At 68.5% G+C, this 25,445-nt stretch carries 28 protein-coding genes and 1 riboswitch; of the genes, 5 read left to right on the top strand and 23 right to left on the bottom strand.

The genetic code is table 11. From position 1 onward, the window contains the following. Nucleotides 1-129 precede the first annotated feature (129 nt). The 21 genes from P1J78_RS18980 to miaB all read right to left on the bottom strand — a co-directional run bounded on the left by P1J78_RS18980 (nucleotide 130) and on the right by miaB (nucleotide 19,272). Complete coding sequence (locus P1J78_RS18980) at nucleotides 130-768, bottom strand: phosphoribosylanthranilate isomerase (RefSeq protein ID WP_275568961.1); 639 nt, start codon at nucleotides 766-768, stop codon at nucleotides 130-132. Between the two features lie 9 nt (nucleotides 769-777). Next, nucleotides 778-1,137 carry a lipopolysaccharide assembly protein LapA domain-containing protein gene (locus P1J78_RS18975; RefSeq protein ID WP_275568960.1) on the bottom strand — a complete coding sequence of 120 codons (360 nt, stop codon included), beginning with the start codon at nucleotides 1,135-1,137 and terminating at the stop codon, nucleotides 778-780. 7 nt (nucleotides 1,138-1,144) lie between these two features. Then, nucleotides 1,145-1,429, bottom strand: a complete 285-nt coding sequence (ihfB, locus tag P1J78_RS18970) for an integration host factor subunit beta (RefSeq protein ID WP_275568959.1) — start codon at nucleotides 1,427-1,429, stop codon at nucleotides 1,145-1,147. Between the two features lie 348 nt (nucleotides 1,430-1,777). Next, a complete protein-coding gene (gene rpsA / locus P1J78_RS18965; RefSeq protein ID WP_275568958.1) occupies nucleotides 1,778-3,463 on the bottom strand; it encodes a 30S ribosomal protein S1 in 1,686 nt (561 codons plus the stop codon). A 302-nt stretch (nucleotides 3,464-3,765) separates the two neighbouring features. After that, nucleotides 3,766-4,761, bottom strand: a complete 996-nt coding sequence (locus P1J78_RS18960; protein ID WP_275568957.1) for an aldo/keto reductase — start codon at nucleotides 4,759-4,761, stop codon at nucleotides 3,766-3,768. Continuing rightward, entirely contained in the window at nucleotides 4,761-5,381 is a 621-nt protein-coding gene (locus tag P1J78_RS18955) for a (d)CMP kinase (protein WP_275568956.1), read from the bottom strand. The genes P1J78_RS18960 and P1J78_RS18955 overlap by 1 nt, the downstream gene beginning before the upstream one ends. After that, a complete protein-coding gene (locus P1J78_RS18950; RefSeq protein WP_275568955.1) occupies nucleotides 5,378-5,905 on the bottom strand; it encodes a hypothetical protein in 528 nt (175 codons plus the stop codon). The genes P1J78_RS18955 and P1J78_RS18950 overlap by 4 nt, the downstream gene beginning before the upstream one ends. After that, nucleotides 5,902-6,309 (bottom strand): GFA family protein, encoded by a 408-nt coding sequence (locus P1J78_RS18945; protein ID WP_275568954.1) that lies wholly within the window; start codon nucleotides 6,307-6,309, stop codon nucleotides 5,902-5,904. Before P1J78_RS18945 ends, P1J78_RS18950 begins: the two co-directional genes overlap by 4 nt. After that, complete coding sequence (gene aroA / locus P1J78_RS18940; protein WP_275568953.1) at nucleotides 6,306-7,658, bottom strand: 3-phosphoshikimate 1-carboxyvinyltransferase; 1,353 nt, start codon at nucleotides 7,656-7,658, stop codon at nucleotides 6,306-6,308. Before aroA ends, P1J78_RS18945 begins: the two co-directional genes overlap by 4 nt. A gap of 145 nt (nucleotides 7,659-7,803) precedes the next feature. Continuing rightward, on the bottom strand, nucleotides 7,804-8,514 hold the full coding sequence (gene trmB, locus P1J78_RS18935) for a tRNA (guanine(46)-N(7))-methyltransferase TrmB (RefSeq protein WP_275568952.1): 711 nt from the start codon (nucleotides 8,512-8,514) through the stop codon (nucleotides 7,804-7,806). Between the two features lie 297 nt (nucleotides 8,515-8,811). Next, nucleotides 8,812-9,978, bottom strand: coding sequence for a methionine adenosyltransferase (metK, locus tag P1J78_RS18930; RefSeq protein WP_275568951.1), 1,167 nt, complete (start codon nucleotides 9,976-9,978; stop codon nucleotides 8,812-8,814). Nucleotides 9,979-9,981: 3 nt separating this feature from the next. Then, a riboswitch (SAM-SAH riboswitch) is annotated at nucleotides 9,982-10,032 on the bottom strand. Between the two features lie 11 nt (nucleotides 10,033-10,043). Further along, complete coding sequence (gene lnt, locus P1J78_RS18925; protein ID WP_275568950.1) at nucleotides 10,044-11,540, bottom strand: apolipoprotein N-acyltransferase; 1,497 nt, start codon at nucleotides 11,538-11,540, stop codon at nucleotides 10,044-10,046. A gap of 49 nt (nucleotides 11,541-11,589) precedes the next feature. Continuing rightward, nucleotides 11,590-12,477: a hemolysin family protein gene (locus tag P1J78_RS18920; RefSeq protein WP_275568949.1), complete on the bottom strand. Its 888-nt coding sequence runs from the start codon at nucleotides 12,475-12,477 to the stop codon at nucleotides 11,590-11,592. A gap of 43 nt (nucleotides 12,478-12,520) precedes the next feature. After that, nucleotides 12,521-13,000 carry an rRNA maturation RNase YbeY gene (gene ybeY / locus P1J78_RS18915; protein WP_275568948.1) on the bottom strand — a complete coding sequence of 160 codons (480 nt, stop codon included), beginning with the start codon at nucleotides 12,998-13,000 and terminating at the stop codon, nucleotides 12,521-12,523. Between the two features lie 234 nt (nucleotides 13,001-13,234). Further along, entirely contained in the window at nucleotides 13,235-14,152 is a 918-nt protein-coding gene (locus tag P1J78_RS18910) for a cation diffusion facilitator family transporter (RefSeq protein WP_275568947.1), read from the bottom strand. 68 nt (nucleotides 14,153-14,220) lie between these two features. Beyond that, entirely contained in the window at nucleotides 14,221-14,835 is a 615-nt protein-coding gene (locus tag P1J78_RS18905) for an O-methyltransferase (protein WP_275568946.1), read from the bottom strand. Nucleotides 14,836-14,849: 14 nt separating this feature from the next. After that, nucleotides 14,850-15,860 carry a PhoH family protein gene (locus P1J78_RS18900; protein WP_275568945.1) on the bottom strand — a complete coding sequence of 337 codons (1,011 nt, stop codon included), beginning with the start codon at nucleotides 15,858-15,860 and terminating at the stop codon, nucleotides 14,850-14,852. 211 nt (nucleotides 15,861-16,071) lie between these two features. Beyond that, complete coding sequence (locus tag P1J78_RS18895; protein WP_275568944.1) at nucleotides 16,072-16,371, bottom strand: hypothetical protein; 300 nt, start codon at nucleotides 16,369-16,371, stop codon at nucleotides 16,072-16,074. Nucleotides 16,372-16,397: 26 nt separating this feature from the next. Continuing rightward, nucleotides 16,398-16,970 (bottom strand): OmpA family protein, encoded by a 573-nt coding sequence (locus P1J78_RS18890; RefSeq protein WP_275568943.1) that lies wholly within the window; start codon nucleotides 16,968-16,970, stop codon nucleotides 16,398-16,400. A gap of 493 nt (nucleotides 16,971-17,463) precedes the next feature. After that, the gene (locus P1J78_RS18885; RefSeq protein WP_275568942.1) at nucleotides 17,464-17,784 is read right to left on the bottom strand and encodes a hypothetical protein; all 321 of its coding nucleotides are present in this window, start codon (nucleotides 17,782-17,784) and stop codon (nucleotides 17,464-17,466) included. Nucleotides 17,785-17,955: 171 nt separating this feature from the next. Further along, complete coding sequence (miaB, locus tag P1J78_RS18880) at nucleotides 17,956-19,272, bottom strand: tRNA (N6-isopentenyl adenosine(37)-C2)-methylthiotransferase MiaB (protein ID WP_275568941.1); 1,317 nt, start codon at nucleotides 19,270-19,272, stop codon at nucleotides 17,956-17,958. 117 nt (nucleotides 19,273-19,389) lie between these two features. Between miaB and P1J78_RS18875 the strand changes: the two genes are divergently transcribed. After that, nucleotides 19,390-20,259 (top strand): glycosyltransferase family protein, encoded by an 870-nt coding sequence (locus P1J78_RS18875; protein ID WP_275568940.1) that lies wholly within the window; start codon nucleotides 19,390-19,392, stop codon nucleotides 20,257-20,259. A gap of 215 nt (nucleotides 20,260-20,474) precedes the next feature. Next, nucleotides 20,475-21,128 (top strand): sulfotransferase, encoded by a 654-nt coding sequence (locus tag P1J78_RS18870; protein ID WP_275568939.1) that lies wholly within the window; start codon nucleotides 20,475-20,477, stop codon nucleotides 21,126-21,128. A gap of 118 nt (nucleotides 21,129-21,246) precedes the next feature. On the opposite strand, the gene P1J78_RS18865 is transcribed toward P1J78_RS18870, so the two are convergent. Further along, the gene (locus P1J78_RS18865; protein ID WP_275568938.1) at nucleotides 21,247-22,050 is read right to left on the bottom strand and encodes a methyltransferase domain-containing protein; all 804 of its coding nucleotides are present in this window, start codon (nucleotides 22,048-22,050) and stop codon (nucleotides 21,247-21,249) included. 108 nt (nucleotides 22,051-22,158) lie between these two features. Next, nucleotides 22,159-22,611, bottom strand: a complete 453-nt coding sequence (gene irrA, locus P1J78_RS18860; protein WP_275568937.1) for an iron response transcriptional regulator IrrA — start codon at nucleotides 22,609-22,611, stop codon at nucleotides 22,159-22,161. A gap of 163 nt (nucleotides 22,612-22,774) precedes the next feature. On the opposite strand from irrA, the gene fabA reads away from it, so the two are divergent. The 3 genes from fabA to P1J78_RS18845 are packed head-to-tail and all read left to right on the top strand — an operon-like array spanning nucleotide 22,775 to nucleotide 25,338. Continuing rightward, on the top strand, nucleotides 22,775-23,290 hold the full coding sequence (fabA, locus tag P1J78_RS18855) for a bifunctional 3-hydroxydecanoyl-ACP dehydratase/trans-2-decenoyl-ACP isomerase (protein WP_275568936.1): 516 nt from the start codon (nucleotides 22,775-22,777) through the stop codon (nucleotides 23,288-23,290). A 23-nt stretch (nucleotides 23,291-23,313) separates the two neighbouring features. Beyond that, nucleotides 23,314-24,543, top strand: coding sequence for a beta-ketoacyl synthase N-terminal-like domain-containing protein (locus P1J78_RS18850; RefSeq protein WP_275568935.1), 1,230 nt, complete (start codon nucleotides 23,314-23,316; stop codon nucleotides 24,541-24,543). Between the two features lie 6 nt (nucleotides 24,544-24,549). Next, the gene (locus P1J78_RS18845; protein WP_275568934.1) at nucleotides 24,550-25,338 is read left to right on the top strand and encodes an enoyl-ACP reductase FabI; all 789 of its coding nucleotides are present in this window, start codon (nucleotides 24,550-24,552) and stop codon (nucleotides 25,336-25,338) included. The last annotated feature ends 107 nt before the right edge of the window (nucleotides 25,339-25,445 follow it).

Raw genomic sequence — 25,445 nt, 5'->3', positions numbered from 1 at the left:
GCTGCCCCCAGTATCTGCCCCAGGGTCAGTGAATCAGTCCCTCGGCCGAATGGGAATCCCCAATCGATTCATGTCGGTGGGCAAACGCTCTAAGACCGCGCCGAGACCTGCGCCCGGAAGGCGCCGCGCTCAGCCGGCGGCCTCGGCAAAGGCGCGGATCAACGCCGCGTCCTTCACGCCGCGGGCGCGCTCCACGCCCGACGACACATCCACCTGCCGCGCGCCGGTCAGCCGGATCGCCTCGGCCACGTTCTCCGGCGTCAGCCCGCCCGCCAGCATCCACGGCACCGGCCAGCGCCGCCCGGCGATCAGCCTCCAGTCGAAGGCGACCCCGTTGCCGCCCGGCAGGTCGGCCCCCGGAACCGGCTTGGCATCCACCAGCAGCTGGTCGGCCACCCGGCCGTAGGCCTCCAGCGCCGGCAGATCGTCCGCCGTCGCCACGCCGACCGCCTTCATCACCGGCAGACCGTAGCGCGCCTTGACCGCCGCCACCCGCTCCGGGCTCTCGCTTCCGTGCAGCTGCAACATGTCCAAGGGCACCGCGCCCGTGATCTCGTCCAGCGCCGCGTCGTCGGCGTTCACCGTCAGCGCCACCTTGCACAGCCCCGGCGGCACCGCGGCCGCCAGCTCCGCCGCCCGGTCCAGCGACAGGTGCCGCGGCGATTTCGCGAAGAACACGAACCCGACATAGGCCGCCCCCGCCGCGACCGCCGCCGCGACATCCTCGACCCGGCCCAGGCCGCAGAATTTCACCCGGATGTCCGGCATGATCCGGACCTACCCCGCCTTGCGGTCGTCCTCGAGCAGCGCCAGCACGTCGTCGGACGCGCCCGGCGCCTTGCGCTTCACGCGGCTCAGCTCGCGCTCCAGCCGCATATGCTCGCGCCGTTCGCGGGCGGCCTCGGCGCGGTGCTTGTGCTCGCGGATCCACTCCCAGACGAAGCCCAGCAGCAACCCGACGATCACGCCGCCCAGGATCACCAGGAACAGTGGCAGGGTATAGGACCGCCCCCAGCCCAGCATCAGGCTCAGCGGCTCGGGCAGCAGGTTGATCGTCACCGGTTCCAGGTTGGCCAGGGCGACGGTGACGAGGCAGACCGCGATGACGGCCAGGATCGCGTAGCGGATATAGCGCATGTGACTCTCAGGCGTTGCCGTTCAGACGGTCGCGCAGCAGCTTGCCGGTCTTGAAGAAGGGGACGTGCTTCTCTTCGACCTCGACGGATTCGCCGGTACGCGGGTTCCGACCCGTTCTCGCATCCCTCTTCTTCACGGAAAAGGCCCCAAATCCGCGCAGCTCCACCCGGTCGCCGCGCGACAGCGCCTCGATGATCTCCTCGAAGATGGCGTTCACGATCCGCTCGACATCCCGCTGAAACAGATGCGGGTTTTCGTCGGCGATCTTCTGGATCAGCTCCGAGCGGATCATGGGCAATATCCCCCTGTGACGCGTGACGGACCGGCCGCTTTGCCGCGGCTCTGTCGCTTGCCGGACTATAGAGCGAAACTCTGCGCCGCAAAACCGATACCCATGTCGTTTCCCGGCAGATTCACGGTTTTTGCGACATCGGCGCCCGGCATTTCGGCGGCGCAGCAGAAAAAATGCAATGATTCCGCTGGATTCGCGGGTGCCCATCCGGGGAACGGACGGACCGATTCGCTGTGCGCCCCGCCTCCGGCTCCCCTCGTGCGCTCCCCGGCCGCGCCGGGCGGCGCGCATGAAAAAGCCCCGCGCCGTCTCTGGCGCGGGGCGTGTTTTCCAACCGCTGGCCGCGGATTACTTCTCTTCGTCGCCCTTCAGCGCGGCGCCGAGGATGTCGCCCAGCGAGGCGCCCGAGTCCGAAGACCCGTACTGCTCGACGGCTTCCTTCTCCTCGGCGATCTCGCGCGCCTTGATCGACAGGCCCAGGCGGCGCGACTTGGCGTCGACATTGGTCACGCGCACGTCGACCTTGTCGCCCACCTGGAAGCGCTCGGGGCGCTGCTCGGCGCGGTCGCGCGACAGATCCGAGCGGCGGATGAAGGACTTCATGCCCTCGTGCTCCACCTCGATGCCGCCATCCTCGATCGCCGTGACGGTCACGGTGATGATCGAGCCGCGCTTCACGCCCTCGGTCGCATCGGCGAACGGGTCGCCCTCCAGCGCCTTGATCGACAGCGAGATACGCTCCTTCTCGGTGTCCACCTCGGTGACGACCGCCTTCACGACGTCGCCCTTGCGGTAGTTCTGGATCGCTTCCTCGCCACGCTGGTCCCAGCTCAGGTCGCTGAGGTGCACCATGCCGTCGATGTCGTTGTCGAGACCGATGAACAGGCCGAACTCGGTGATGTTCTTGACCTCGCCCTCGACCTCGGTGCCGACCGGGTGGGTCTCGGCGAAGACCTCCCAGGGATTGCGCTGCGTCTGCTTGAGACCCAGCGACACGCGCCGCTTGGCGGTGTCGATCTCCAGCACCATGACGTCCACTTCCTGGCTGGTCGACACGATCTTGCCGGGATGGACGTTCTTCTTGGTCCAGGACATCTCTGAGACGTGCACCAGCCCCTCGACGCCCGGCTCCAGCTCGACGAACGCACCGTAGTCGGTGATGTTCGTGACGCGGCCGGTATGGACCGAGCCCAGCGGGAACTTGGCTTCGACGGTATCCCACGGATCGTCCTGCAGCTGCTTCATGCCCAGGCTGATGCGGTGGGTTTCCTTGTTGATCTTGATGACCTGAACCTTCACGGTCTCGCCGATCGACAGGATCTCCGAGGGGTGGTTGACGCGGCGCCAGGCCATGTCGGTGACGTGCAGAAGGCCGTCGACACCGCCCAGGTCCACGAAGGCCCCGTATTCGGTGATGTTCTTGACCACGCCGTCGACGGCGTCGCCCTCGGACAGCTTGGCGATGACCTCGGCACGCTGCTCGGCACGGCTTTCCTCCAGGATGGCGCGGCGCGAGACCACGATATTGCCGCGGCGGCGGTCCATCTTGAGGATCTGGAACGGCTGCTTCAGGCCCATCAGCGGGCCGGCGTCGCGCACCGGGCGCACATCCACCTGAGAGCCGGGCAGGAACGCCACGGCGCCGCCCAGGTCGACGGTGAAGCCGCCCTTGACGCGGCCGAAGATCGCGCCCTCGACGCGGGCGTCGTCGGCATATGCCTTCTCCAGCCGGTCCCACGCCTCTTCGCGGCGGGCCTTGTCGCGGCTGATGACGGCCTCGCCCCGGGCGTTCTCGACCCGGTCGAGATAGACCTCGACCTCGTCGCCGACCGCGATGTCGGGCTGCTCGCCGGGGCTTGCGAATTCCTTGAGCTCGACGCGGCCTTCCATCTTGTAGCCGACGTCGATGATGGCCTGGCCCGCCTCTACGGCGATGACCTTGCCCTTGACCACCGAACCTTCGTTCGGCGTGTCGATTTCGAGGCTTTCATTAAGGAGGGCCTCGAATTCCTCCATGCTAGCGTTGTGAGCCATGTGGCGCTTCGGTTCCTTCGTCGATTATTCCGGCCGCGCGGTTGTCTCCGCCGGTCTTGGGTGAATCGTTGGTCAGACGGTCCACAAAACAAAGAGGGCCGGAGGCTCCGACCCTGCTCATCCCTCTGCCTCGTGGCGTTTTCCGCCTTGTCGACGCGCGCGGGTATAAAGAGCAATCCGCCGCATTGCAAGCGGCTCCGCGCGCCGGCCCCCGGGATCGGCGGATCGGCCCCGGGCCATCCGCCGCAAAACCGGGCCGTCGCCGCGCCGGCCGCCCCCGCGAGGCGGCCGGTCATCCGGCCTCAGCAGTAGCGTTCCGGCCCGACCCATTGGCCGGCGCTGTAGCGGTCCCCGTGGGCCCAGCCCACCGGCAGCACGGTCTCGATGGCTGCCAACTCCGCCTCGCCCAGCTCCAGCTCGGCCCCCCGCACCAGCTCGCGGAAGTGGTCGGCCGACCGGGTGCCGGGGATCGGGATGACATGGTCCCCCTGCGCCAGCAGCCAGGCAATGGCGACCGCCGCCGCGGGCTCGCCCATATCGGCGGCGAGCTTCCGGAAGCCGTCGCTGATCTCCAGGTTGTAGCGCAGGTTCTCGGGCTCGAACCGCGGGTTCGAGGCGACCCAGCCGCCGATCTCCTCGACCTGCTCGGGACGGATCGGCCGATCGGTCAGGAACGACCGCCCCACCGGCCCGAAGGCCACCAGCGCCGCGCCCAACTCCTCCGTCGCCTGCACCAGCCCCAGCTCAGGCGCGCGCACCGACAGCGAGTATTCCGACTGCACCGCCGCAACCGGATGCACCGCCGCCGCACGCCGCAGGCTGGATGGCGCGATCTCGGAGAACCCGATGGACCGGCACTTGCCCTTCTTCACCAGCGAGGCCAGCGCCTCGGCCGCCTCCTCGATCGGCATCTCCGCCTGCCGCCGGTGGATGTAGTAAAGCTCGACGCAGTCGACGCCCAGCCGCTTCAGGCTCTTGTCCAGCTCCGCTTCCAGATGCGCGGCATCGTTGCGGAAACAGCGGTTGCCGTCGTCGTCCTTGGTGATCGCCCCCTTGGTCGCGATGACGAAGTGATCCTTGGCGCCGGGCCGCTCCGCCAGAAACTGGCCGATGGTCTCTTCCGACTTGCCGCCGGCATAGACGTTGGCCGTGTCGATATGCGTCACGCCCAGTTCCATCGCCGCGTCCAGCACGGCGAAGGACGCCGCCTCGGTCGTCGGTCCATAGAACGGGCCGAAGGACATCGCCCCGATCCCCAGCGGCGAGACCTCCGTCGTGCCCAGCTTGCGCGTCTTCATCATCCCTCTCCCATCCGTTTTTCCACTTCGGAGATGGCCCGCGCCACCGCCTGGTCAATGCTCATGTCGCTGGTGTCGATCCTGACGGCATCCCCGGCCTGCACCAGCGGCGCATCCGTGCGCTCGCGGTCGCGCTTGTCCCGCGCCCGCTGGTCGGCCAGCACGTCGGCGTAGGTCGTCTCGTAGCCCTTGTCGACGAGTTCGCGGTACCGCCGCTCCGCGCGCACCTCGGCGCTCGCGGTGACGAACAGCTTGGCGTCGGCGCCGGGGCAGATCACCGTGCCGATGTCGCGCCCGTCCAGCACCGCGCCGCCGTCGCGCCGGGCGAACCCCTGCTGGAACTCCACCAGCGCCTGCCGCACGTCGCCCATCGCGGCCACCTCGCTCGCCGCCGCGCTCACCTCGGGCAGGCGCAGCCCGTCACGCTCCAGGTCCTCCGGCACCAGCGCCCGCGCGGCCGCCAGCGGCGCCGTCCCGTCCAGCACCTTGCGCCCCACGGCGCGATAGAGCAGCCCCGTGTCCAGATGCGCAAAGCCGAAATGCGCCGCCACGGCCTTCGAGATCGTGCCCTTCCCGGCCGCCGCAGGCCCGTCGATGGCCACGGTAAACGCGCCCGTCATCCGCGCCTCCGGCTCTGCCGGCGCCACGCCCGGACCCCGAGCGCGCCCAGCAGCACCAGGAATTCCGCCGAGTAGGCGACGGATTTCGCCACCGTCACCCGGCTCGCCGCGCCGATCGCGGCATCGTCGGGCATGCCGGGCGCGGTCAGGAGCCCGCGCACCAGCGCGTTCTCCCAAAGGTCCAGCCCGGCCGCGATCACCGGCAGCACCAGCAGCGCCTGCGCCCAGCCGGCCCGGCGGGGCAGCACCAGCCGGAAGGCCAGGATCATCGTCGCCGCCATCAGCACCGGATAGGCCAGGTCGAGCCACGCCTGCGGGCCAAGATAGACCGCCCGCCCATCTTCGCCCAGCGCCGACAGGAAGGCCCGCGCCGCCTCCGGGCCGTAGCCGCCGGGCCGCATGTCGAACGGCCGCAGCCCCCCGGCCGCCTCGGTGATCCGCGGCATCGTCCAGAAGACCATCGCCAGGTACACCGCCAAAGTGACGGCGAAGACGGCCCAGAACAGCCGCGCGCGCAGGCTCATGTCCCGCCCACCTGCGTCGTCATCTCCGGATCATCCGCCTCGAACCGCGGCAGCGGGTCGGAGATCGGATAATAGTCCCCCTTGGTCGCACAGAAGATATGCCCGGCCAACTCCAGCCCGGTCTCCCCGTCCAGCGTCCCGGCATGGATCGACAGATGCGTCCCCGGCCCGTTCCAGAACAGGCTCGACCCGCAGCGCCCGCAGAAGCCCCGCAGCGCGGCCGGCGAGGACCGATACCACGTCACCGTGCCCTCGATCTCCACCGCCTCGCGCGGCGCCGAGGTCGCGGCGACGTAATGACCGGAGGTCTTGCGGCACTGGATGCAATGACAGGCCACGACCGGCCGCATCGGCCCGGTCACCCGGTAGGTCACGTCGCCGCACAGGCAGCTTCCCGTTCTCATGTGTTCCTCCGTACCAGTTGCGCCCCCAGCTCCGCCATCAGCGGCTCGAAGACCGGGAAGGACGTGGCGATCGGGCCCGCGTCATCCACCGAGACGGCGCTCTTCGACGCCAGCCCGCAGCACAGAAACGACATCGCGATCCGGTGGTCCAGCCGCGCCGCACAGGTCGCCCCACCCGGCACGCCGCCCGCGCCCAGCCCATGCACGGTGAAGCTGTCCTCGGTCTCCTCCACCTCGACGCCGCAGGCCCGCAGGCCCTGCGCCATGGCGTCGATCCGGTCGCTTTCCTTGACGCGCAGTTCCTTCACGCCCTGCATCAACGTCGGCCCCTCGGCAAAGGCGGTCACCACCGACAGGATCGGGTACTCGTCGATCATCGACGGCGCCCGCTCCGGCGGCACCTCGATGCCCTTCATGTCCGGGGAGAACCGGGCGCGCAGATCCGCCACCGGTTCGCCGCCCTCTTCGCGCTCGTTCTCGAAGACCAGGTCGGCCCCCATCTCCTGCAGCGTGAAATAGAGCCCCGCCCGCGTGGGGTTCAGCCCGATATTCGGCACCAGCACGTCCGAACCTTCCACGAGCAGCGCCGCACAGACCGGAAAGGCCGCCGAGGACGGATCGCGCGGCACGGCGATCTTTTGCGGCGACAGCTCCGGCTGCCCGGTCAAAGTGATCACCCGGCCCTCGCCCGTCTCCTCGACCGCGACCTGCGCCCCGAAGCCCGTCAGCATCCGCTCGGTATGGTCCCGCGTCGCCTCCGGCTCCACGACCACCGTGTCGCCGCGGGCGTTCAGCCCGGCCAGCAGCACTGCCGATTTCACCTGCGCCGAGGCCACGGGCAGGACATAACGCACGCCCACCGCGTCGCCGGCGCCCACGACCGTCATCGGCAACCGCCCGCCCGCGCGCCCCACGGCCCGCGTCCCGAACAGCGCCAGCGGATCGGTGATCCGCCCCATCGGGCGTTTCCGCAGGCTCGCATCCCCGGTGAAGGTCGCGGCGATGGCCGTCGTCGCCATCGCCCCCATGATCAGCCGCACGCCGGTGCCGGAATTGCCGCAGTCGATCACGTCGTCGGGCTCGCCGAAGCCGCCCACGCCCACGCCATGCACCCGCCAGTCGCCGCCGCCTTCGTCCACCACCTCGGCGCCGAAGGCCTGCATCGCGGCGGCGGTGTCCAGCACGTCCTGCCCCTCCAGCAGCCCCGAGATCCGCGTCTCTCCCACCGCCAGCGCGCCGAGGATCAGCGACCGGTGCGAGATCGACTTGTCCCCCGGCACATGCGCCGTCCCCTTCAGCGGACCCGAACGGCGGGCAGTCATCGGAATGGCGGGTCCGTGGCCGGACATCGGTTACCTCCTGGCAGAAACGCCCCCACGGCTTACCCAATGCCCCGCACAGCGTCCACCGCAGAACCGCACGGGCTTCTTCTGACCGAAAATATCCTCGGGGGGCTGCCGCAGGCAGCGGGGGCGGACAGCCCCCTCCGGCGCCTCACACCCGGCGAAACGTCAGGTAATGCGGCACCCGCCCCTCGCGCAGCGCCTTCTGCTCGTAGCGCGTCGACAGCCAGTCGCCCCACGGCGTGCGCCAGTCCGCCGCCCGCTCGGCCTGCCACTGAAACCCGAACCGCGGCACCTGCTCAAGCGTCTGCCGCACATAGTCGGGAATGTCGGTCGCAACCCGCAGCTCCGCCCCCTGCGCCATGACGCGCGACAGGGGCTCCAGGTATTCCGGCGTCACGAAACGCCGGCGGTGATGCTTCTTCTTCGGCCACGGGTCGGGGTAGAGCAGGAAGGCTTTCGCCACCGACCGCGCAGGCAGCACGTCGAACAGGTCGCGCACGTCGCCCGGATGAATGCGGATGTTCTCCACCTCCGCCTTGCGGATCTTGCCCAGCAGCATCGCGACGCCGTTGATATAGGGCTCGCAGCCGATCATCCCGACCTCCGGATGCGCCGCCGCCTGGTGTACCATGTGCTCGCCGCCGCCAAAGCCGATCTCCAGCCAGACCTCGCGCCCGCCGAACAGCGCCTCCAGGTCCAGCGGGCGCCGCTCCGGGTTCGCCTCCCAGTCCACCGGCCCCGGACTCAAGGCCGCGAGATCCTCGTCCAGATAGTCCTTCTGCGCCTCGCGCAGCCCCTTGCCGCGCCGGCGGCCATAGAAGTTGCGCCAGGGCGCTTTCGGATGCTTGGTCTCGTCCATGCCCGCGCCCTATGCCCCGGCCCCGGTCCGAAGGTCAAGCGCCCCACCGCGAGCCGGTTTGCCTGTCAAGGATCGCCGCAGGCGACCGCGCGCAGCGCGGCTTGTCCTTTACCGGCAAACCGGCTCGCAAATCCTCGACCAGGCGCCTTGAGGGGCACAAAGCCCCCTCAAGCGCCTCTCCGCACAAAGGCCCGGAATAGAAAAAAGGCGACGCCCCCGGACCAGGAGCGTCGCCTCCCAACTCGCAGAATAAACCTTGCGCGGTAGCGCTCCTTCAGGAAACGCCCCGCGAGAAGATCACACCGCCGCCTTCAGCGCCTCGACAAGGTCCGTCCGCTCCCAGGTGAAGCCGCCGTCGTCCTCCGGCGCGCGCCCGAAATGGCCGTAGGCCGCGGTGCGCTGGAAGATCGGGCGGTTCAGCTGCAGGTGCTCGCGGATGCCGCGCGGGGTCAGGTTCATCACCTCCGCCACGGCGGCCTCGATCTTCTCTTCGGGAACCTCGCCCGTGCCGTAGGTGTCGGCATAGATCGACAGCGGCTTCGCCACGCCGATGGCATAGGACAGCTGCAGGCAGCAGCGCTCCGCCAGCCCCGCGGCCACGACGTTCTTCGCCAGGTAGCGCGCGGCGTAGGCGGCCGACCGGTCCACCTTCGTCGGATCCTTGCCGGAAAATGCCCCGCCGCCATGCGGCGCCGCGCCGCCATAGGTGTCGACGATAATCTTGCGGCCCGTGAGCCCCGCGTCGCCGTCCGGCCCGCCGATCACGAACTTGCCCGTCGGGTTCACGTGCCATTCGCTGTCGGGCAGGATCCAGCCCTCGGGCAGCACCTCGCGGATATAGGGCGTCACCATCTCGCGCACGTCCTCCGAGGTCAGCGCCGGGTCGAGATGCTGCGTCGACAGCACGATCGAGGTCACGCCCACCGGCTTGCCGTTCTCGTAGCGCACGGTGAGCTGCGACTTGGCGTCGGGGCCCAGCGCCGGTTCGGTCCCGTCCTTGCGCACCTCGGCCAGCCGCTTGAGGATGGCATGGGCGAAGTGGATCGGCGCCGGCATCAGCTCGGGCGTCTCGTTGCAGGCATAGCCGAACATGATGCCCTGATCGCCCGCCCCCTCGTCCTTGTCGCCCGCCGCGTCGACGCCCTGGGCGATGTCGGCCGACTGGGCGTGCAGGTAGCTGTCGACCTTCACATTGGCCCAGTGAAAGCCTTCCTGCTCGTAGCCGATATCCTTCACGCAGTCCCGCGCGATCTGTTCGACGTTCCGGATCACCTCGCCGGGGCCGCGGACCTCGCCGCCGATCACCACGCGGTCGGTGGTGGCAAAGGTCTCGCAGGCGACGCGCGCGTGCGGGTCGGCCTTCAGAAAGGCATCGAGAACGGCGTCCGAAATCCGGTCGCAGACCTTGTCGGGGTGCCCCTCGGACACGGATTCCGAGGTAAAGATGTAATTTTGTCGGGACATGAGCGCTCCATTGGGGTTATCGCCGACCACGCCAGGAAGCCGTTGTGGCGGCAGTGCGAAAGCCGTTAGCCCCGGCCGCGGCCGGGGTCAATCTCCATTCGGCGGCGCCACGCCCAGAGACCCGAAAGGGCGGCGAAAAGCAGCACCGAAACGGTCCAGTCGCCCGTTTTGGCATAGAAGGTCGGCGCGAGCGGCGGCGGCAGGGCCACGTCGCGCCACCCCGCCTCGTTCAGCGGCAGCGCTTCGACGATCCGCCCGCGCGGCCCGATCACCGCCGACACGCCGGTATTCGCCACCCGCACCATCGGCAGCCCCTGTTCCACGGCCCGAAGCCGCGCCTGCGCCAGGTGCTGGTAGGGGCCCGAGACCGACCCGAACCAGGCGTCGTTGGTGATCTGCAACAGCCACTCCGGCCGCTCCGGCGCAGCGTTCACGTCCTGCGGGAAGATCGCCTCGTAGCAGATGAGCGGCAGCGCCGGACCCACCGGCCCCGGCAGGTCCAGCACCCTCGGCCCCTGCCCGGGCGTGTAGCCATAGCCCTGCCCGAAGATGTTCAGCCCCACCGTATCGAACCAGTGCGACAGCGGCAGGTACTCGCCGAAGGGCACCAGGTGGTACTTGTCGTAGAGCGCCACGCGCGCGCCGGTTTCATCCAGCGCGATCAGGCTGTTATAGGCGTATCCCGCCTCGTCCAGCCGCTGGATGCCCAGCACCACGGGCACATCGCCGGCCACGTCCGAGACATTCGCCAGCAGCTCGTCGGCATAGTTCAGCACCGTGGGCACCGAGGTCTCCGGCCAGATGATCAGGTCCGGCCGCCCGCCCTCGCCCGTGGCCTCGGCGGCGGTGAAGGAGATCTGCCGGGCATAGAAGGTCTGCGCATGCGCCGGATCCCACTTCAGATGCTGCGGCGCGTTGGGCTGGATCAGGCGTAAAACCGGCGCCTCCGCGTCCACGGGCACCGGCCGCGCGCCCTGCCACAGGCCCAGCCCGTAGGCGGCCGCGAACGGTACGAGCACCAGCACCGCGAGCCGCCCGCGCGGCCAAGCCGCCGCCGCCAGCGCCGGGGCCAGCACGGTCAAGAGCGTCAGCCCCAAAGGCCCGATCCAGGCCGCCAGCTGCATCGGCCCCCAGCCGACCCAGACATGACCCAGCAAAGCCCAGGGAAACCCGGTGAACAGGTAGGACCGCAGAAGCTCCACCGCCGTCAGCGCCACGGCAAAGGCGACCGCCTCGCCCCAGCGGCCGCGCCCCAGCCATTTCGCCAACGCGAAGGCCCCGCCCCAGAACAGCGCAAAGCCCCCCGCGGTTAGGACCAGCGCGAAAGGCGCCATCCAGCCGTGCCGCGCGAGGTCCACGAAGAACGGCTCCACGATCCAGAACAGCGCGGCGGCGAAATACCCCGCGCCGAACGCCCAGCCGATCCAGGCCGCCCGCCGCGGTCCGGCCGCCAGCCGGAAAAACGGAAAGATCAGCGCCAGCGCGGCCAGCGTCGCCCAGGGCAGCCCCACCGGCGCCTGACCCAGCGCGGCGCCCGCGCCCAGCAACACGGCCAGGGGCATCGCCCGCCGCGCGAAAAGCCCCGTGCGGCGAGCCGCGCCGGCCGCGATCTCAGTCACCGTTGGGCAGGCGCACCCGCAGCCGCTTGATCCGCCGGGGATCGGCGTCGACGACCACGAATTCCACGCCCTGCGGATGCGGGATCATCTCGCCCCGCGCCGGCACTCGGCCCGACAGCATGAAGACCAGACCGCCCAGCGTGTCGATCTCCTCCTGCTCTTCGTCGTCGGCCAGCTTGATGCCGATCAGCTCCTCGAACTCCTCCAGCGGCGCCTTGGCCTGCACCAGATACGAGCCGGGCTTCTCCAGCGTCCAGTAGCTGTCCTCGTCGGTGTCGTGCTCGTCCTCGATCTCGCCGATGACCTGCTCGATCAGGTCCTCGATCGTGACCAGCCCGTCGACCCCGCCATATTCGTCGATCACCAGCGCCATGTGCATCCGCTGCGTCTGCATCTTCTGCAACAGCACGCCGATCGGCATCGAGGGCGGCGCGAACAGCAACGGCCGCAGCATCTTGCGCAAGGAGAACCGCCCGCCGCCGCCGTTGAACCCGTGCGTCAGCGCGAAGTCCTTCAGGTGGACCATGCCCAGCGGCGTGTCCAGCGTGCCCTTGTAGACCGGCAGCCGGGTCATGCCGCTGTCGCGGAACACCTTGACCAGTTCCTCGCGCGTGATCTCCACCGGGACCGAGACGATCTCGGCCTTGGGAATGGCGACATCCTCCACCCGCATCCGGCGCAGATTCAGCAGGCCGAGCGGCGCGCCGGTCTGGGCCGTGCCGTTGCTGTGTTGGTGTGATTCCTCTTCTTCGTCCGACTCGTCCTGTGACGAGCCGCCGAAGGCATCGAAAATCCGGGTGAAAAACCCGCGATCCTCGCTCTCGTTCGTGTCCTGCGCGCTATGCGCCGCGCTAGAGGACCCGCTTTCCGCGTCTCCCATCAGTCCTTTCCAAAAACGCGGGCCACCCTATTGACCCGCGCCCCTAATATGGGTCCGGAAGGCCCAGGCTTGCAAGTATCTCGACCTCCAGATCTTCCATGACGGCGGCATCCGGCCCGGTTTCGTGATCGAAACCCATCAGATGAAGCATTCCGTGGACGATCAGATGGGTCACATGGTCGGCCACGGGCCTGCCCGCCGCCGCCGCCTCGCGGGCGCAGGTCTCCCAGGCAAGGGCGATATCGCCCAATTCGCCCGGCTCCGGCGGTTCGGGTCGCGCGCCGGGCGTGTCCGGCGCCCGCTCCTCTGCCGGCCAGGACAGCACGTTGGTCGGCGCCGGCTTGTCGCGGAAGTCGCCGTTCAGCGCCGCGATCCGCGAATCGTCGCAGCCCAGCAGCGCCGTCTCGTAGGCCGCCGGGTCGAGCCCCAGATGCCGCAGCGTGGCCGCCTCGGCTCGCGCCGCCAGCGCCTCCAGCCCCTCGCCCTCCCATTCCGGCGCCTCGATGATCACGTCGATGCTCATGCGGCCCATGCAGCGGAAACCCGTGGAATTGTCCAGCCTCGACGCGCGCCTGTCATCGGATAACGGCGTGAGGTTTTTGAACGACGGAGCGGGGCCGGGCGACACATGACGGGCATATCGAGGAGAAGACCGATGTATGTCACCGTCCTGTTTCGCGACACCTGCCTGCAGATGTACTACGCGCCCAAACGGCGCCGCCGCCCCGCCCTGACCGTGGTGGCCTGACGCCGCGCCTCACGAATGCCCGATCGCCTGTGTCTCGTCGCAGGCATGGCGCGCGCATTCCAGCTCCAGCGTCGTATGCCCCAGCCCGAAGCGGTCGTGCAGCGCCTGCTTCAGCCGCGCCTTGATCGCGTCAGCCTCGCCCCAGCGGCCCTCGCCGATCACCACATGCGCCTCCAGCGCCGCGCGGTGCTCTTCCATCTGCCACAGATGCGCGTGATGCACGTCCGCCACGCCCTCGACCCCGCGCATCGCCGCCAGCACGTCCGAGGTGGCCACGTCCGGCGGGCTGCCCTGCATCAGCACCCGGATCACGCCGCCGATCTCCGACCACGTCATCCACAGGATGTACCCCGCGATCGCCAGCGTCACCAGCGGGTCGACCCACCACCAGCCGAACAGCAGGATCAGCGTCCCCGCCACGATCACCGCGACCGAGCCCAGCGCGTCGGCAAGGTTGTGCAGGAAGGCCGCGCGGATGTTCATGCTGGTCTTCGCCATCCGGTAGGTCAGCCAGGCCGTCACCAGGTCGACCGCCAGCGCGATGCCGGCCACGATCACGATGATCCAGCCGGCCACCTCCGACGGCTCGACGAACCGCATGACCGCCTCGTAGACGAGGTACAGCGCGATCACCACCAGCGTCGTGTAGTTGACCAGCGCCGCCACCACCTCCGCCCGGCCGTAGCCGAAGGTCATCGTCTCGTCCGCCGGCCGCCGCGCGATCCTGCGGGCGGCGAAGGCGATCACCAGCGACGCCGCGTCCGAGAAGTTGTGCAGCGCGTCCGCGATCAGCGACAACGAGCCCGAGACGATCCCGCCCACGATCTGCGCCACCGTCAGCCCCAGATTCACGGCGACCGCCGCCCACATACGCCGGTCGCCGGCCTCGGCGCCGACGTGGTGGTGATGATGGTGGTGATGTCCCATGGCGGGGCTCCTTGCGGTCCTGGCAGAGACCTAACACCGCCGGCCGGCCCTGCAAACCGGACCGGGCGTCACCCTTCGCGCAGGCTGAGGCCCATGTCGCCGTGCCGATGCGTCACGAACCCCGAGGCCGGGTCGCTGACATGCGCCACGTAGTCCTGTGCGGCGGCGTGATCGACATTGTCCGCCACCACCAGCGCCCCGTCCCGCAGCCGGGGCCGCAGCAGCTCCAGCACCGGCAGGTACATGCTTTTCCAGCCGTCCAGGAACACCAGGTCCACCGGCCCCTCGACGCCGGCCAGCGTCTCGCGCGCGTCGCCCTCCAGCAGCGTCACGCAATCCTCCACGCCCGCCCGGGCGAAGCTCTCGCGCAGCGCGGCGCATTTGTCGGGATGCACCTCCGTGGTGATCAGCCGCCCGCCCGCCTTGCGCACCGCCGCCGCCAGGCACAGGGTGGACAGGCCAAAGGACGCCCCGAACTCCACAACCTGCCGCGCCCCCGCCGCGCGGGCGAGCATGTAGAGCAGCTTGCCCTCTTCCGGCGACACCGCCAGATAGGCCGAACCCAGCCGCACCAGGTCGTCGGTGTTCTCCTCGGGCCGGAAGCCGCCCCGCGCCGCCTGGGCCGCGTCGCGCAGGCGCGCCAGTTCGGCGGCGATGGCTGCGTCGTCGGGGTGCCAGTCCATCCTGCCTGCCCCGCTCAGCCCGCCTCGTCCGCATCGTAGGCGTTGATGATCTTCGCCACCAGCGGATGGCGCACCACGTCGCGCGCCGTGAAGTAGTTAAAGGAGATGCCGTCGACCGAGGACAGCAACCGCTCGGCGTCGCGAAGGCCCGACTGCACGCCGCGCGGCAGGTCCACCTGGCTGCGGTCGCCCGTGACCACCATGCGCGAGCCCTCGCCCAGCCGGGTCAGGAACATCTTCATCTGCATCGTCGTGGCGTTCTGCGCCTCGTCCAGCACCACGAAGGCATTCGACAGCGTCCGCCCCCGCATGAAGGCGAGCGGCGCGATCTCGATGTTCTTCTCCTCCATCAGCTTGCCAAGCTGCTTGCCGGGCAGGAAATCGTGCAGCGCGTCGTACAAGGGCTGCATGTAGGGGTCGACCTTCTCCTTCATGTCGCCGGGCAAGAAGCCCAGCCGCTCGCCCGCCTCAACGGCGGGGCGCGAAAGGATGATCTTGTCGACATGCCCGCCGATGAACATCGACACGCCGACCGCCACGGCCAGATAGGTCTTGCCGGTGCCCGCCGGGCCGATCCCGAAGGCCAGCTCGTTCGAGAACAGCGACCGGACATAGGCCTTCTGCGCCTCGGTCCGCGGTTCCACCGTCTTCTTGCGCGTCTTGATCTCCACGCCGCCCTGGAACATCTCCATCTGGTCGCCGTCGCGCGGGCCTGTCTCCTCGGGCGTCGCGCCCAGCCGCAGCATCCCGTCGATATCGCCCGCATCCACCGAGCGCCCGGCCTCCAGCCGCGCATAGAGCTGCTGCAGCACCGCCGCCGCCTGCCCGCGCGCCTCGCCGTCGCCGATCACCGCCAGGTGGTTGCCCTTGCGGAAAATCTGAACCCCCAGGCCGTGCTCGATCTGCGCCAGGTTGCGGTCGAACTCGCCGCACAGGTCGATCAGCAGTCTGTTGTCCGGAAATTCCAGAAGGGTTTCGTGGATGTCGTCCTGAGACGCGGGCGGGGTCAAAGTGCCGATGGCCAAATGGGTCTCCGTTCCCTTGGGGTGATCCAACCGTGCCAAGCCCGGGCGTGGCGCGCAAGACACAATACGCGGCGCACCGGGCCGTCCCGGCCAGTCTGCGCCGACGACTGTTGCAGGCTCGTGAAACCGCCGGGCTTCCATGGCGTCCACACAAAAAGAGCCGCCAGGGGGGATGCCCGGCGGCTCAGGAAGAGTGTCATCAAGGTCTGTATCAGATCGGGTCCGAGATGCCGGAGCCCTTCTTATACGGCCCGATGGCCGTATTCGGCGGGGCAGCGCCGGAGCAGACCGGCTTGCCGTACTTGTCCAGACGCTGGCTGAGGTAGCCCTCGGCGCCGTCGTCGATGATCCAGTGGTCGCAGCCCTGCGGGTCGATCCAGATGCCGGCCTTCAGCTGGCTCAGGTGCTTGCTGTCGATGCCGCGGTCCACGGTCTTGTCGATCTTGTTGTCGACGCACCCGGCCAGCGCGGCAGCGGCAGCGAGAAGCGCGACACCCTTGATTGCTTTCATGGTCCTGTCCCCCAATGTCACCCGGCTCAGCGGATGCAGATGATTTCGACGCGGCGGTTCTTCGCCATGCCGGCGGCGGTGCGGTTGGTGGCAATCGGCATCCGCTCGCCATAGCCGCGCACGTCGGCGATGCGGACGCCGGCCGCCGAGGCGAGCTTGGCCACCGCGTTCGCCCGGTTGATCGAGAGCTTCATGTTGTAGCTGTCGCTCGCCCGGCTGTCGGTGTGGCCGGCGATGACATAGCTGGTGGCCCCGGCCTTGCGGAAGAAGTCCAGAAGATAGGCCTGGCCCTGGCGGCTCAGCTGGTAGCTGCCGGTGGCGAACAGGACGTCCGAGTTCATCACCGCGCAGGTATTGCCGCGGCGGCAGACCGGGATGCCCTGGCGGGTGACGTGCGGGGTCATGTAACCTTCCCAGCCGTCGTCCATCACCCAGTGCTCGCAGCCGTCCGGGTCCACCCAGATGGTCGGCACATAGGCCTCGCCGATATATTCGCGTTTGACCCCCTGCGCGACGGCGACGGTCGAGCTCAGCGCGATCAGCGCGGCGACGGCGCCTGCCAGCCCCGCGCGAAGTGCCTTGGAAATACCGAGTGCCACGTTTCTGTCCTCTGCCAATAGTCCCTGCGTTCCCCGAGACAGGCCACATTCTGTTGCGGCTTCCCAGGGTTTGCCCTGCATATCGCACAGCCTAGCAATTCTGGTGGTTTTGTGAAGAACCTTTGGTCACATATGGTGCGATTTTTCGCGCTGTGCGGGAATGCGGCTCGTTATTGCGGCTAACGCTCGGGAAACCGGACAGTTTTGCAGGTTATCCACAGTTGCGGCCGTGCCGCAGGAATAGATTTTGAGGCTCTTTTGGCAGAGATCACAACCTGTGCCAAGGTCTTCTAGACCTAGGCGGGTCGATTCCTGCGGGGCCATTGTGGCCTTGGCGACTCACCGGCTGCGGCCCGAGCCAGGGCGCGGCGGTCGCAGGATCGCCGCGCAGGAGTGTCACGCAAGCCTGCTGCGCGCGTCCGACGTATCGCGATGTCGTGGGTGAGGTTCAGAAAGGCCCCGCCCGCCCGTCAGAGCGGCGGGGCCTGGTGCGTCAGTACCGGTAGACCGGCGCGCTGCGGTAGATGCGCGTCATCTCGGCGCGCAGGCCCGCCGGGTTGTTCACCAGCGCCGGGTCGCGGCACACGCGCTCGCCGATCGCGTGGGCGGTCGGATAGTCGTATCCGGCCGCGACCAGCGTATCTATGAAGACCGGGTTCGGACGGTCCCAGATCACCTCGGTCCACGGACCGCGGTAGCAGCTGACCTGAATGACCGTTCCCTGGCCGTAGGTGTAGGTGTAGTAGCGCCCGCCGGCAAAGGCCGGAGCGGACAGCGTCGCGGCCAATACCGCAACGAGAGCCAGACTCTTCATGACAATACCCCCTGTTCTGTCGTGGCGCGCGGGACGTGCGGGCCCGCCGGACAGACCCGGCCCCGCGCGCCCTGGCAGATCGCGCGCGCGGGCAGTGTAGCCGAATTTTCAGGAGTTCGGTGACAAAATGATTAGAATGCCCGGCGTTTTGCGGATCTCTCCGCCCGGAATTCAGGCCAGCGCGCCTGCCAGCGAGTTCGGCGCGCTCTCGGTGATCCGCACGCGAGCCAGGTCGCCCACCGCGACGTCGCCGGTCACATGCACCGCGTGCAGGTGGTCGGATTTTCCCACCATCTGCCCGGGCAGCCGGCCCTTGCGCTCGAACAGAACGCCGACCTCCTTGCCGACCATCGCGTCCTGCACCTCGCGCTGCTGGCGCGTCAGCAGCGCCTGCAGCCGCGTCAGCCGGTCCGACGCGACCACCGGGTCCACCGGCTCGCGCTCCGCCGCCGGGGTGCCGGGGCGGGCGGAATACTTGAAGGAATAGCACTGGCCGTAGCGGACCTCCTCGACCAGCGCCATCGTGTCGGCGAAGTCGTCCTCGGTCTCGCCCGGAAAGCCGACGATGAAGTCGCCCGAGATCAGGATGTCCGGCCGCGCCGCCCGGATCCGCTCGATCAGCCGGATGTACTGCTCGGCCGTATGCTTGCGTGCCATCCGCTTCAGCACCCGGTCCGAGCCCGACTGCACCGGCAGGTGCAGATACGGCATCAGCTTGTCGCAGTCGCCATGCGCCGCGATCAGGTCGTCGTCCATATCGTTCGGGTGCGACGTGGTGAACCGGATCCGGTCAAGCCCGTCGAGCTTCGCCAGCTCCCGGATCAGCCGCGCCAGCGTCCAGTCGCCGCCCGGACCGTCGCCGTGATACGCATTCACGTTCTGGCCCAGCAGCGTGACCTCGCGCACGCCGCGCTCCACCAGATCGCGCGCCTCGTCCAGCACCTGCGCCACCGGGCGCGACACCTCCGCGCCCCGCGTATAGGGCACCACGCAGAAGGCGCAGAACTTGTCGCAGCCCTCCTGCACGGTCAGGAAGGCGGTCGGCCCGCGCTTTGCCTTGCCCCGGCCCTTCAGCCGCGCGAACTTGTCCTCCTCGGGGAAATCGGTGTCGAGCGCCTTGGACCCCTGGCCCGCCTTCGCCTCCATTTCCGGCAGCCGGTGATAGCTCTGCGGCCCCACCACCAGGTCGACCATCGGCTGGCGGCGCATGATCTCCTCGCCCTCGGCCTGCGCCACGCAGCCCGCCACGCCGATCTTCAGGTCCGGCCGCGCCGCCTTCAGATCCTTGAAGCGTCCCAGCTCACTATAGACCTTCTCCGCCGCCTTCTCGCGGATATGGCAGGTGTTCAGCAGGATCATGTCGGCGTCGTCGGGGCTGTCGGTCTCGACATAACCCGCGCCGCCCATGGCCTCGGCCATACGCTCGCTGTCATAGACGTTCATCTGACAGCCGTAAGTCCTGATATACAGCTTCCGAGGGTCCGCCATCGGCCCGGCTCCATTCGCGCGTGGATCAGACCGGCCTCCTACACCCTGCGGCCGCCTCTTGCAAACCCGGGGCCCTTTGCACGATGTTAACGACCGGCAGGGAAAATGAGCGGTAAGATGCGCTATCCGGGTCTCGACGCATTCCTGAAGGACGGCAAGGCGGCGCTCGCCAAGGGGCCGGTGGCGATGATCTTCGTCGAGGATCTGGTGGAGGTCGAATCCACCATCCGCCATCACCTGAACCTGGAATTCGCCGCGCTGATCCTGTTCGCGCCCGAGGAACTGGCGCTGCCGCGCGACCTGGCGCAGGCGCCCAACATCCACCGCGTCCATTACCCGATGCAGAAGCGTCATGCGCTGACCGATGCGGTCAATGCCGTCATCGCGGCCGCCCCGGGCATCTGGATGTATTACTGCTTCAACGCCGAATACCTGTTCTACCCGTTCTGCGAGACGCGGTCGGTCGCCGAGATGCTGGCCTTCCACACCGAGGAACGGCGCGACGCGGTGCTGACCTATGTCATCGACCTCTACGCCGCCGACCTGGACACCCACCCCGACGCCGTCTGCGTCGAGGATGCCTATCTCGACAAATCCGGCTACTACGCCCTTGCCCGCCCCGACGAGAACGGGCACCCGAAGGAGCGACAGCTCGATTTCTTCGGCGGCCTGCGCTGGCGGTTCGAGGAACACGTGCCGCCGGCCTCGCGCAAGATCGACCGGATCGCCCTGTTTCGTGCCGCAAAGGGGCTACAGTTGCGCCCGAACCACACCTTCTCGGACGAGGAATACAACACCTATTCCTGTCCCTGGCACCACAATATCACCGCCGCGATCTGCTCTTTCCGCACCGCCAAGGCGCTGAAATCGAACGCCGGATCGAGCTTCGAGGTGCACAATTTCCGCTGGCACAATTCCACCCCTTTTACGTGGCATTCCAAGCAGTTGCTGGACCTGGGCCTGATGGAGCCGGGACAGTGGTTCTGAGGCCCCCCACCGCCCCGCCGCTCGCGGTCCGAACCTGACGCGCCACGCCGCGATCCCGCGCACCGGACGGCCACCGCTGCGCCGTCACAATCGGTCGGCGCGCTCCGGCCGCGGAGGACGCCGCGCCACATTTCTGCCCCATTCCCCTCCGACACTCCGACGCAACAACGGGCGAAAAACGCCTGCGAGCAGTCACGAAGCATACAGGCAGTCCCATGCGGCTCTTCCAGATCGGATTCAACAAGTGCGCGACAAGTGCGCTGTGGCGCGTGTTCCACAAGAGCAATGTCGCCGCCCTGCATAGCCAGGGGCGCCGCTGGCGGCTCGCCGGGCATCCCGCGCTGCAGGACCGAGCGGCGCAGCTGAACATCCGCCGGAACATCGACGCCGGCCGGCCCGCGATCGAGGGGTTCGAGGACTTCCAGGCGTTCTTCGACATGGAATACGTCACCAGGAGCACGGCGGTCGAGAACTACCGTCAGTTCGAAACCCTCGCCCGCGACTATCCCACGGCCAAATTCCTCCTGAACACCCGCGAGAAGGCAGACTGGCTGCGCAGCCGGGCCCGCCACAAGGACGGACGGTACCTGCACTGGTCCATGCGGCGCACCGGCCTGTCGCGCGACGCGGTCCTGCAGATGTGGTCCGACGACTTCGACCGTCACCACGACGCCGTGCGCGCGTTCTTCCGCTTCGAGCAGGACCGCCTGCTGGAATTCCACATCGACACCACGCCGATCAAGGCGTTGCAGCGCTTTGTCCTCCCCGAACTGAGTATCTGGCCGCGCTTCTGGCGCCGTTTCCGCGTCACCGACGACGTGGCGGCGCGCGAAGGCTGGTCGGACGAAATGGCACTCCTGGCGGCCTGACCGCCCACACAGCTCCTGTCGTACCGGGTACTACGACAACTTCGCCGCGTGGCCCTTCGGGGCCGCGCGGCAAATTGTTTGCGGGGCACGGCCCGCGACCCGGGACCGGCCGGCGCCCCTACGCCTTGCGCCCGGTGACCACATGCGCCGAGGTCGGGAACACCGCCTCGCCGGACGGCATCGCGAAGCGCTCCAGCGCCGCCTCGGCGCGGTCGGTCACATCGGCGATTTCCGCCTCGCTCAGGTGAATCCCGAACAGCGGCAGCCAGCCGCGCAACTCCGCCTCCACCACCGTCGCGGCGCTGGGGAACTGCGCCGGTTCCTCGCGCGTGGTCACCTCGATGTCGGTGAAGCCGCCATCGCGCAGCAGGTCCATGACCTCCTCGGCCGCGCCCATGCAGAACGGCATCCGCAGCGCGTCGCCCGCCTCCGGGCCGACATGCTCGTCGAGCAGCGCCGTGACCCCGGCATAGGCCGGGTTCTCCTCGATCGCGTTCCACACCGCGACCGACACCCGCCCGCCGCGCGTCAGCACCCGCGCCATCTCGCGCGCTGCCTGGCCGCGATCCTTGAAGAACATCATCCCGAACTGGCACAACACGCCGTCGAAGGCCGCCTCCTCGACCGGCAGCGCCTCGGCCGTTCCGGGCAGCCACTCGACGCCCGGCTCCACGTCCCGCGCGACGGCCAGCATCCCCGGCGCCGGATCGACGCCGACCGCCCGTCCGCCCGGTCCGACCCGCGCCCGCGCCTGCCGCGCCACGACGCCGGTGCCGCAGGCCACGTCGAGCACCGCGTCGCCCACGCCGACATCCGCGCCGTCCAGCACATGGCCGGCCCAGGCGCGGAACACCGCCGGCACGAAAAGCGCCTCGTAGCCGCGCGCGGCCTCCAGCTCTTCGTCGGTCACGATTTCGGTCATCGGGTCGTCTCCTCCGGACACCGACCCCTCGGGCGGGATGTTACCCTGCCCGCGGATTCGGGTCCAGACGGAAGGCCGCGGCTGGCGCCGGCGGGCCCGGCCCCCAGGTCAACCCCTGTGCTGCCGCCGCAGCCGGATCACCACGTCGACCTTGGCGATCTCGGCGCCCTCGGGCGCGTTCGGCAGGCGCGCGATCTCCAGCTCCTCGGCCGGCGCGTCGCTCAGATGCGCGTCGTCCTCCCAGAAGAAATGCGGATGGTTCGAGGTGTTTGTGTCGAAATAGCTCTTCGACCCGTCCACCGTGATCTCGCGCATCAGCCCCGCGTCGCAGAAGGCGCGCAGCGTGTTGTAGACGGTGGCCAGCGCCACCTTCTCGCCGCTGTCGCAGCTGGCCGCAAAGAGACTCTCGGCCGTCACGTGCCGGTCGTGGCCGTCGCCCACCAGAAGCGCCGCCAGCGCCACGCGCTGCCGCGTCGGGCGCAGCCCGGCGCCCGACAGCCACTCGGCGCCGCGCTTCTGTCGGATGTCGGTCTCCTGGCTCATCGTCTTCGTGTCCCGCATACTCCATATATAGGGTGCCAAGACCTGTGGATTCAAACGATTTCCGTTCCCCGTTCCGTTCCTCGTGCCGAAGCCCCCCGCATCGCGGCACCTTGCAAGCCCGCGCGAGCCGGTGATACAGACCTCTCCGATTCAGATGGGCGAAGGCAGGAGCCGGGAAAGAATGTCCCAATACCCGACGTCATTCGACAAGGAAGATCTCCTGCGCTGCGCCCGCGGCGAGCTGTTCGGCCCCGGCAATGCGCAGCTGCCCGAGCCGCCCATGCTGATGATGGACCGCATCACCGAGGTTTCCGCCGATGGCGGCGAACACGGCAAGGGCCATATCGTGGCCGAATACGACATCTCGCCGGATCTGTGGTTCTTCGACTGCCACTTCCCCGGCAACCCGGTCATGCCCGGCTGCCTGATGCTCGACGGGCTGTGGCAGTTGACGGGCTTCAACCTCGGCTGGCGCGGCTGGCTGGGCCAGGGCTTCGCGCTCGGCGTGGGCGAAGTGAAGAACACCGGCATGGTCCGGCCCGAGCGCAAGCTCGTCACCTACCACGTCGACTTCACCCGGGTCATCGAACGCAAGCTGAAGATGGGCGTTGCGGACGGCCGCGTGCTGGCCGATGGTGAGCTGGTCTGCGAGACAAAGGGCATGAAGGTGGGCCTGTCGGCCGCCAACGCGTCCTGAAGGCCGTCCAAGGGAGGACCGCAATGCGCCGCGTCGCCGTCACCGGGCTGGGCATCGTATCCTCGATCGGCAACTCCGCCGACGAGGTCACCGCCAGCCTGAAATCCGGGAAATCCGGCATCGTCGCCGCCCCCGACTATACCGAGCGCGGGTTCCGCAGCCAGGTGAAGGGGGCCATCGACATCGACGTGGCCGACCATGTCGACAAGCGCCTGCTGCGCTTCATGGGGCCCGGCGCCGCCTATGCCTATATCGCGATGGAACAGGCCATCGCCGATGCCGGCCTGACGCCCGAGGACGTGTCGAACCCCGCCACCGGGCTGATCGCCGGCTCGGGCGGGCCGTCGACCTCGGCGATGTTCGCCTCGCACCAGACGGTGCTGGAAAAGGGCTCGCCGAAGCGCATCGGCCCCTTCGCGGTGCCGAAATGCATGTCGTCCACGATCTCGGCCAACCTCTGCACGGCCTACCAGATCAAGGGCATGAACTTCTCGATCACCTCGGCCTGCTCGACCTCGCTGCACTGCATCGGCGTGGCGGCACAGCAGATCATGCTGGGCAACCAGGACGTGATGTTCGCCGGCGGCGGCGAGGAGCTGGACTGGACCCTGTCCTGCCTGTTCGACGCAATGGGCGCGATGTCGTCGAAATACAACGACACCCCCGCCACCGCGTCGCGCGCCTTCGACGCCGGCCGCGACGGCTTCGTCATCTCCGGCGGCGGCGGCATGGTGGTGCTGGAGGATCTCGACCGCGCCAAGGCCCGCGGTGCCACCATCTATGCCGAGGTCACGGGCTTCGGCGCCACCTCCGACGGGCACGACATGGTCGCCCCCTCGGGCGAGGGCGGCGAACGCGCCATGCGCATCGCGATGAAGGGCCTGCCCGACGGCCGCCGCGTCAGCTACATCAACGCCCACGGCACCTCGACCCCGGTGGGCGACGTGGGCGAGGTCGAGGCGGTGCGCCGCGTCTTCGGCGACGGCACCACGCCGCCCGTGTCCTCCACCAAGTCGATGACCGGCCACGCCCAGGGCGCGGCGGGCGCGCTGGAGGCGATCTTCTGCCTACTGATGCTCAAGGACGACTTCATCACGCCGTCGATCAACGTGGAAACCCTCGACCCCGCCCTGAAGCCCGAGGAAATCGCCACCGAGACGGTGACCGGGGCGGGGCTCGACACGGTGATGACCAACAGTTTCGGATTCGGCGGCACCAACGGGTCGATGCTGCTCAGCAAACATGACGGATGAGAGACCATGGCTGAATTGATGCGCGGCAAGCGCGGCCTGATCATGGGCGTGGCGAACGAACGCTCCATTGCCTGGGGCATCGCCAAGGCCCTGGCCGCGGAGGGCGCCGAGCTCGCCTTCACCTACCAGGGCGAGAACTTCGGCAAGCGCGTGACGCCGCTGGTCGAAAGCATCGGCGCCGAGATCCTGATCGACTGCGACGTGATGAACGAAGGCAAGATGGACGCCGCCTTCGACGAGCTGGCCGAGCGCTGGGGCAAGCTCGACTTCGTCGTCCACGCCATCGCCTATTCCGACCGGTCCGAGCTGACGGGGCGGTTCATCGACACCTCGCTGATGAACTTCACCAACTCGATGGCGATCTCCTGCTACTCGCTGATCGACGTCGCCCGGCGGAGCCGCGCGCTGATGCCCGACGGCGGCGCGATCCTGACGATGACCTACCAGGGCTCGCACCGCGTCACGCCCTATTACAACGTGATGGGCGTGGCCAAGGCGGCGCTGGAATCGACCGTCCTGTATCTGGCCAACGACCTCGGCCCCGAGGGCATCCGCGTCAACGCGATCTCGCCGGGCCCGATGAAGACGCTGGCCGGCGCGGCCATCGGCGGCGCGCGCAAGACCTTCAAGCACACCGAGATCAACGCGCCGCTGCGCCACAACGCCTCGCTCGAGTCGGTGGGCGGCACGGCGGTCTACCTCGCCTCGGACTACGGCGCCGACACCACCGGCGAGATCATCAAGGTCGACGGCGGCTACCACGTCATCGGCATGCCGCAGGCCGACAACCTCTGACACCCGCGCGCGAGAGCTTCGTGCGTTTAATCGTGGGCATATCCTGCGGCCTTGAAGTAGTTCCAGCATTCGTCGGGTTCGAAGAGATCGCAGATGTCGCCGACGGC

This window comes from Psychromarinibacter sediminicola (assembly GCF_029168335.1).
Lineage (GTDB): Bacteria > Pseudomonadota > Alphaproteobacteria > Rhodobacterales > Rhodobacteraceae > Psychromarinibacter > Psychromarinibacter sediminicola.
The sequence above is the reverse complement of the archived record's forward strand: the minus strand, read 5'-3'. Positions and strand labels throughout refer to the sequence as shown.

Excerpts from the sequence above, each read along its gene's own strand:
- P1J78_RS18980 (WP_275568961.1), bottom strand. The coding sequence starts at position 768 with ATGCCGGACATCCGGGTGAAATTCTGCGGCCTGGGCCGGGTCGAGGAT.
- P1J78_RS18975 (WP_275568960.1), bottom strand. The coding sequence starts at position 1,137 with ATGCGCTATATCCGCTACGCGATCCTGGCCGTCATCGCGGTCTGCCTC.
- ihfB (WP_275568959.1), bottom strand. The coding sequence starts at position 1,429 with ATGATCCGCTCGGAGCTGATCCAGAAGATCGCCGACGAAAACCCGCAT.
- rpsA (WP_275568958.1), bottom strand. The coding sequence starts at position 3,463 with ATGGCTCACAACGCTAGCATGGAGGAATTCGAGGCCCTCCTTAATGAA.
- P1J78_RS18960 (WP_275568957.1), bottom strand. The coding sequence starts at position 4,761 with ATGAAGACGCGCAAGCTGGGCACGACGGAGGTCTCGCCGCTGGGGATC.
- P1J78_RS18955 (WP_275568956.1), bottom strand. The coding sequence starts at position 5,381 with ATGACGGGCGCGTTTACCGTGGCCATCGACGGGCCTGCGGCGGCCGGG.
- P1J78_RS18950 (WP_275568955.1), bottom strand. The coding sequence starts at position 5,905 with ATGAGCCTGCGCGCGCGGCTGTTCTGGGCCGTCTTCGCCGTCACTTTG.
- P1J78_RS18945 (WP_275568954.1), bottom strand. The coding sequence starts at position 6,309 with ATGAGAACGGGAAGCTGCCTGTGCGGCGACGTGACCTACCGGGTGACC.
- aroA (WP_275568953.1), bottom strand. The coding sequence starts at position 7,658 with ATGTCCGGCCACGGACCCGCCATTCCGATGACTGCCCGCCGTTCGGGT.
- trmB (WP_275568952.1), bottom strand. The coding sequence starts at position 8,514 with ATGGACGAGACCAAGCATCCGAAAGCGCCCTGGCGCAACTTCTATGGC.
- metK (WP_275568951.1), bottom strand. The coding sequence starts at position 9,978 with ATGTCCCGACAAAATTACATCTTTACCTCGGAATCCGTGTCCGAGGGG.
- lnt (WP_275568950.1), bottom strand. The coding sequence starts at position 11,540 with ATGCCCCTGGCCGTGTTGCTGGGCGCGGGCGCCGCGCTGGGTCAGGCG.
- P1J78_RS18920 (WP_275568949.1), bottom strand. The coding sequence starts at position 12,477 with ATGGGAGACGCGGAAAGCGGGTCCTCTAGCGCGGCGCATAGCGCGCAG.
- ybeY (WP_275568948.1), bottom strand. The coding sequence starts at position 13,000 with ATGAGCATCGACGTGATCATCGAGGCGCCGGAATGGGAGGGCGAGGGG.
- P1J78_RS18910 (WP_275568947.1), bottom strand. The coding sequence starts at position 14,152 with ATGGGACATCACCACCATCATCACCACCACGTCGGCGCCGAGGCCGGC.
- P1J78_RS18905 (WP_275568946.1), bottom strand. The coding sequence starts at position 14,835 with ATGGACTGGCACCCCGACGACGCAGCCATCGCCGCCGAACTGGCGCGC.
- P1J78_RS18895 (WP_275568944.1), bottom strand. The coding sequence starts at position 16,371 with ATGAAAGCAATCAAGGGTGTCGCGCTTCTCGCTGCCGCTGCCGCGCTG.
- P1J78_RS18885 (WP_275568942.1), bottom strand. The coding sequence starts at position 17,784 with ATGAAGAGTCTGGCTCTCGTTGCGGTATTGGCCGCGACGCTGTCCGCT.
- miaB (WP_275568941.1), bottom strand. The coding sequence starts at position 19,272 with ATGGCGGACCCTCGGAAGCTGTATATCAGGACTTACGGCTGTCAGATG.
- P1J78_RS18875 (WP_275568940.1), top strand. The coding sequence starts at position 19,390 with ATGCGCTATCCGGGTCTCGACGCATTCCTGAAGGACGGCAAGGCGGCG.
- P1J78_RS18870 (WP_275568939.1), top strand. The coding sequence starts at position 20,475 with ATGCGGCTCTTCCAGATCGGATTCAACAAGTGCGCGACAAGTGCGCTG.
- P1J78_RS18865 (WP_275568938.1), bottom strand. The coding sequence starts at position 22,050 with ATGACCGAAATCGTGACCGACGAAGAGCTGGAGGCCGCGCGCGGCTAC.
- irrA (WP_275568937.1), bottom strand. The coding sequence starts at position 22,611 with ATGCGGGACACGAAGACGATGAGCCAGGAGACCGACATCCGACAGAAG.
- fabA (WP_275568936.1), top strand. The coding sequence starts at position 22,775 with ATGTCCCAATACCCGACGTCATTCGACAAGGAAGATCTCCTGCGCTGC.
- P1J78_RS18850 (WP_275568935.1), top strand. The coding sequence starts at position 23,314 with ATGCGCCGCGTCGCCGTCACCGGGCTGGGCATCGTATCCTCGATCGGC.
- P1J78_RS18845 (WP_275568934.1), top strand. The coding sequence starts at position 24,550 with ATGGCTGAATTGATGCGCGGCAAGCGCGGCCTGATCATGGGCGTGGCG.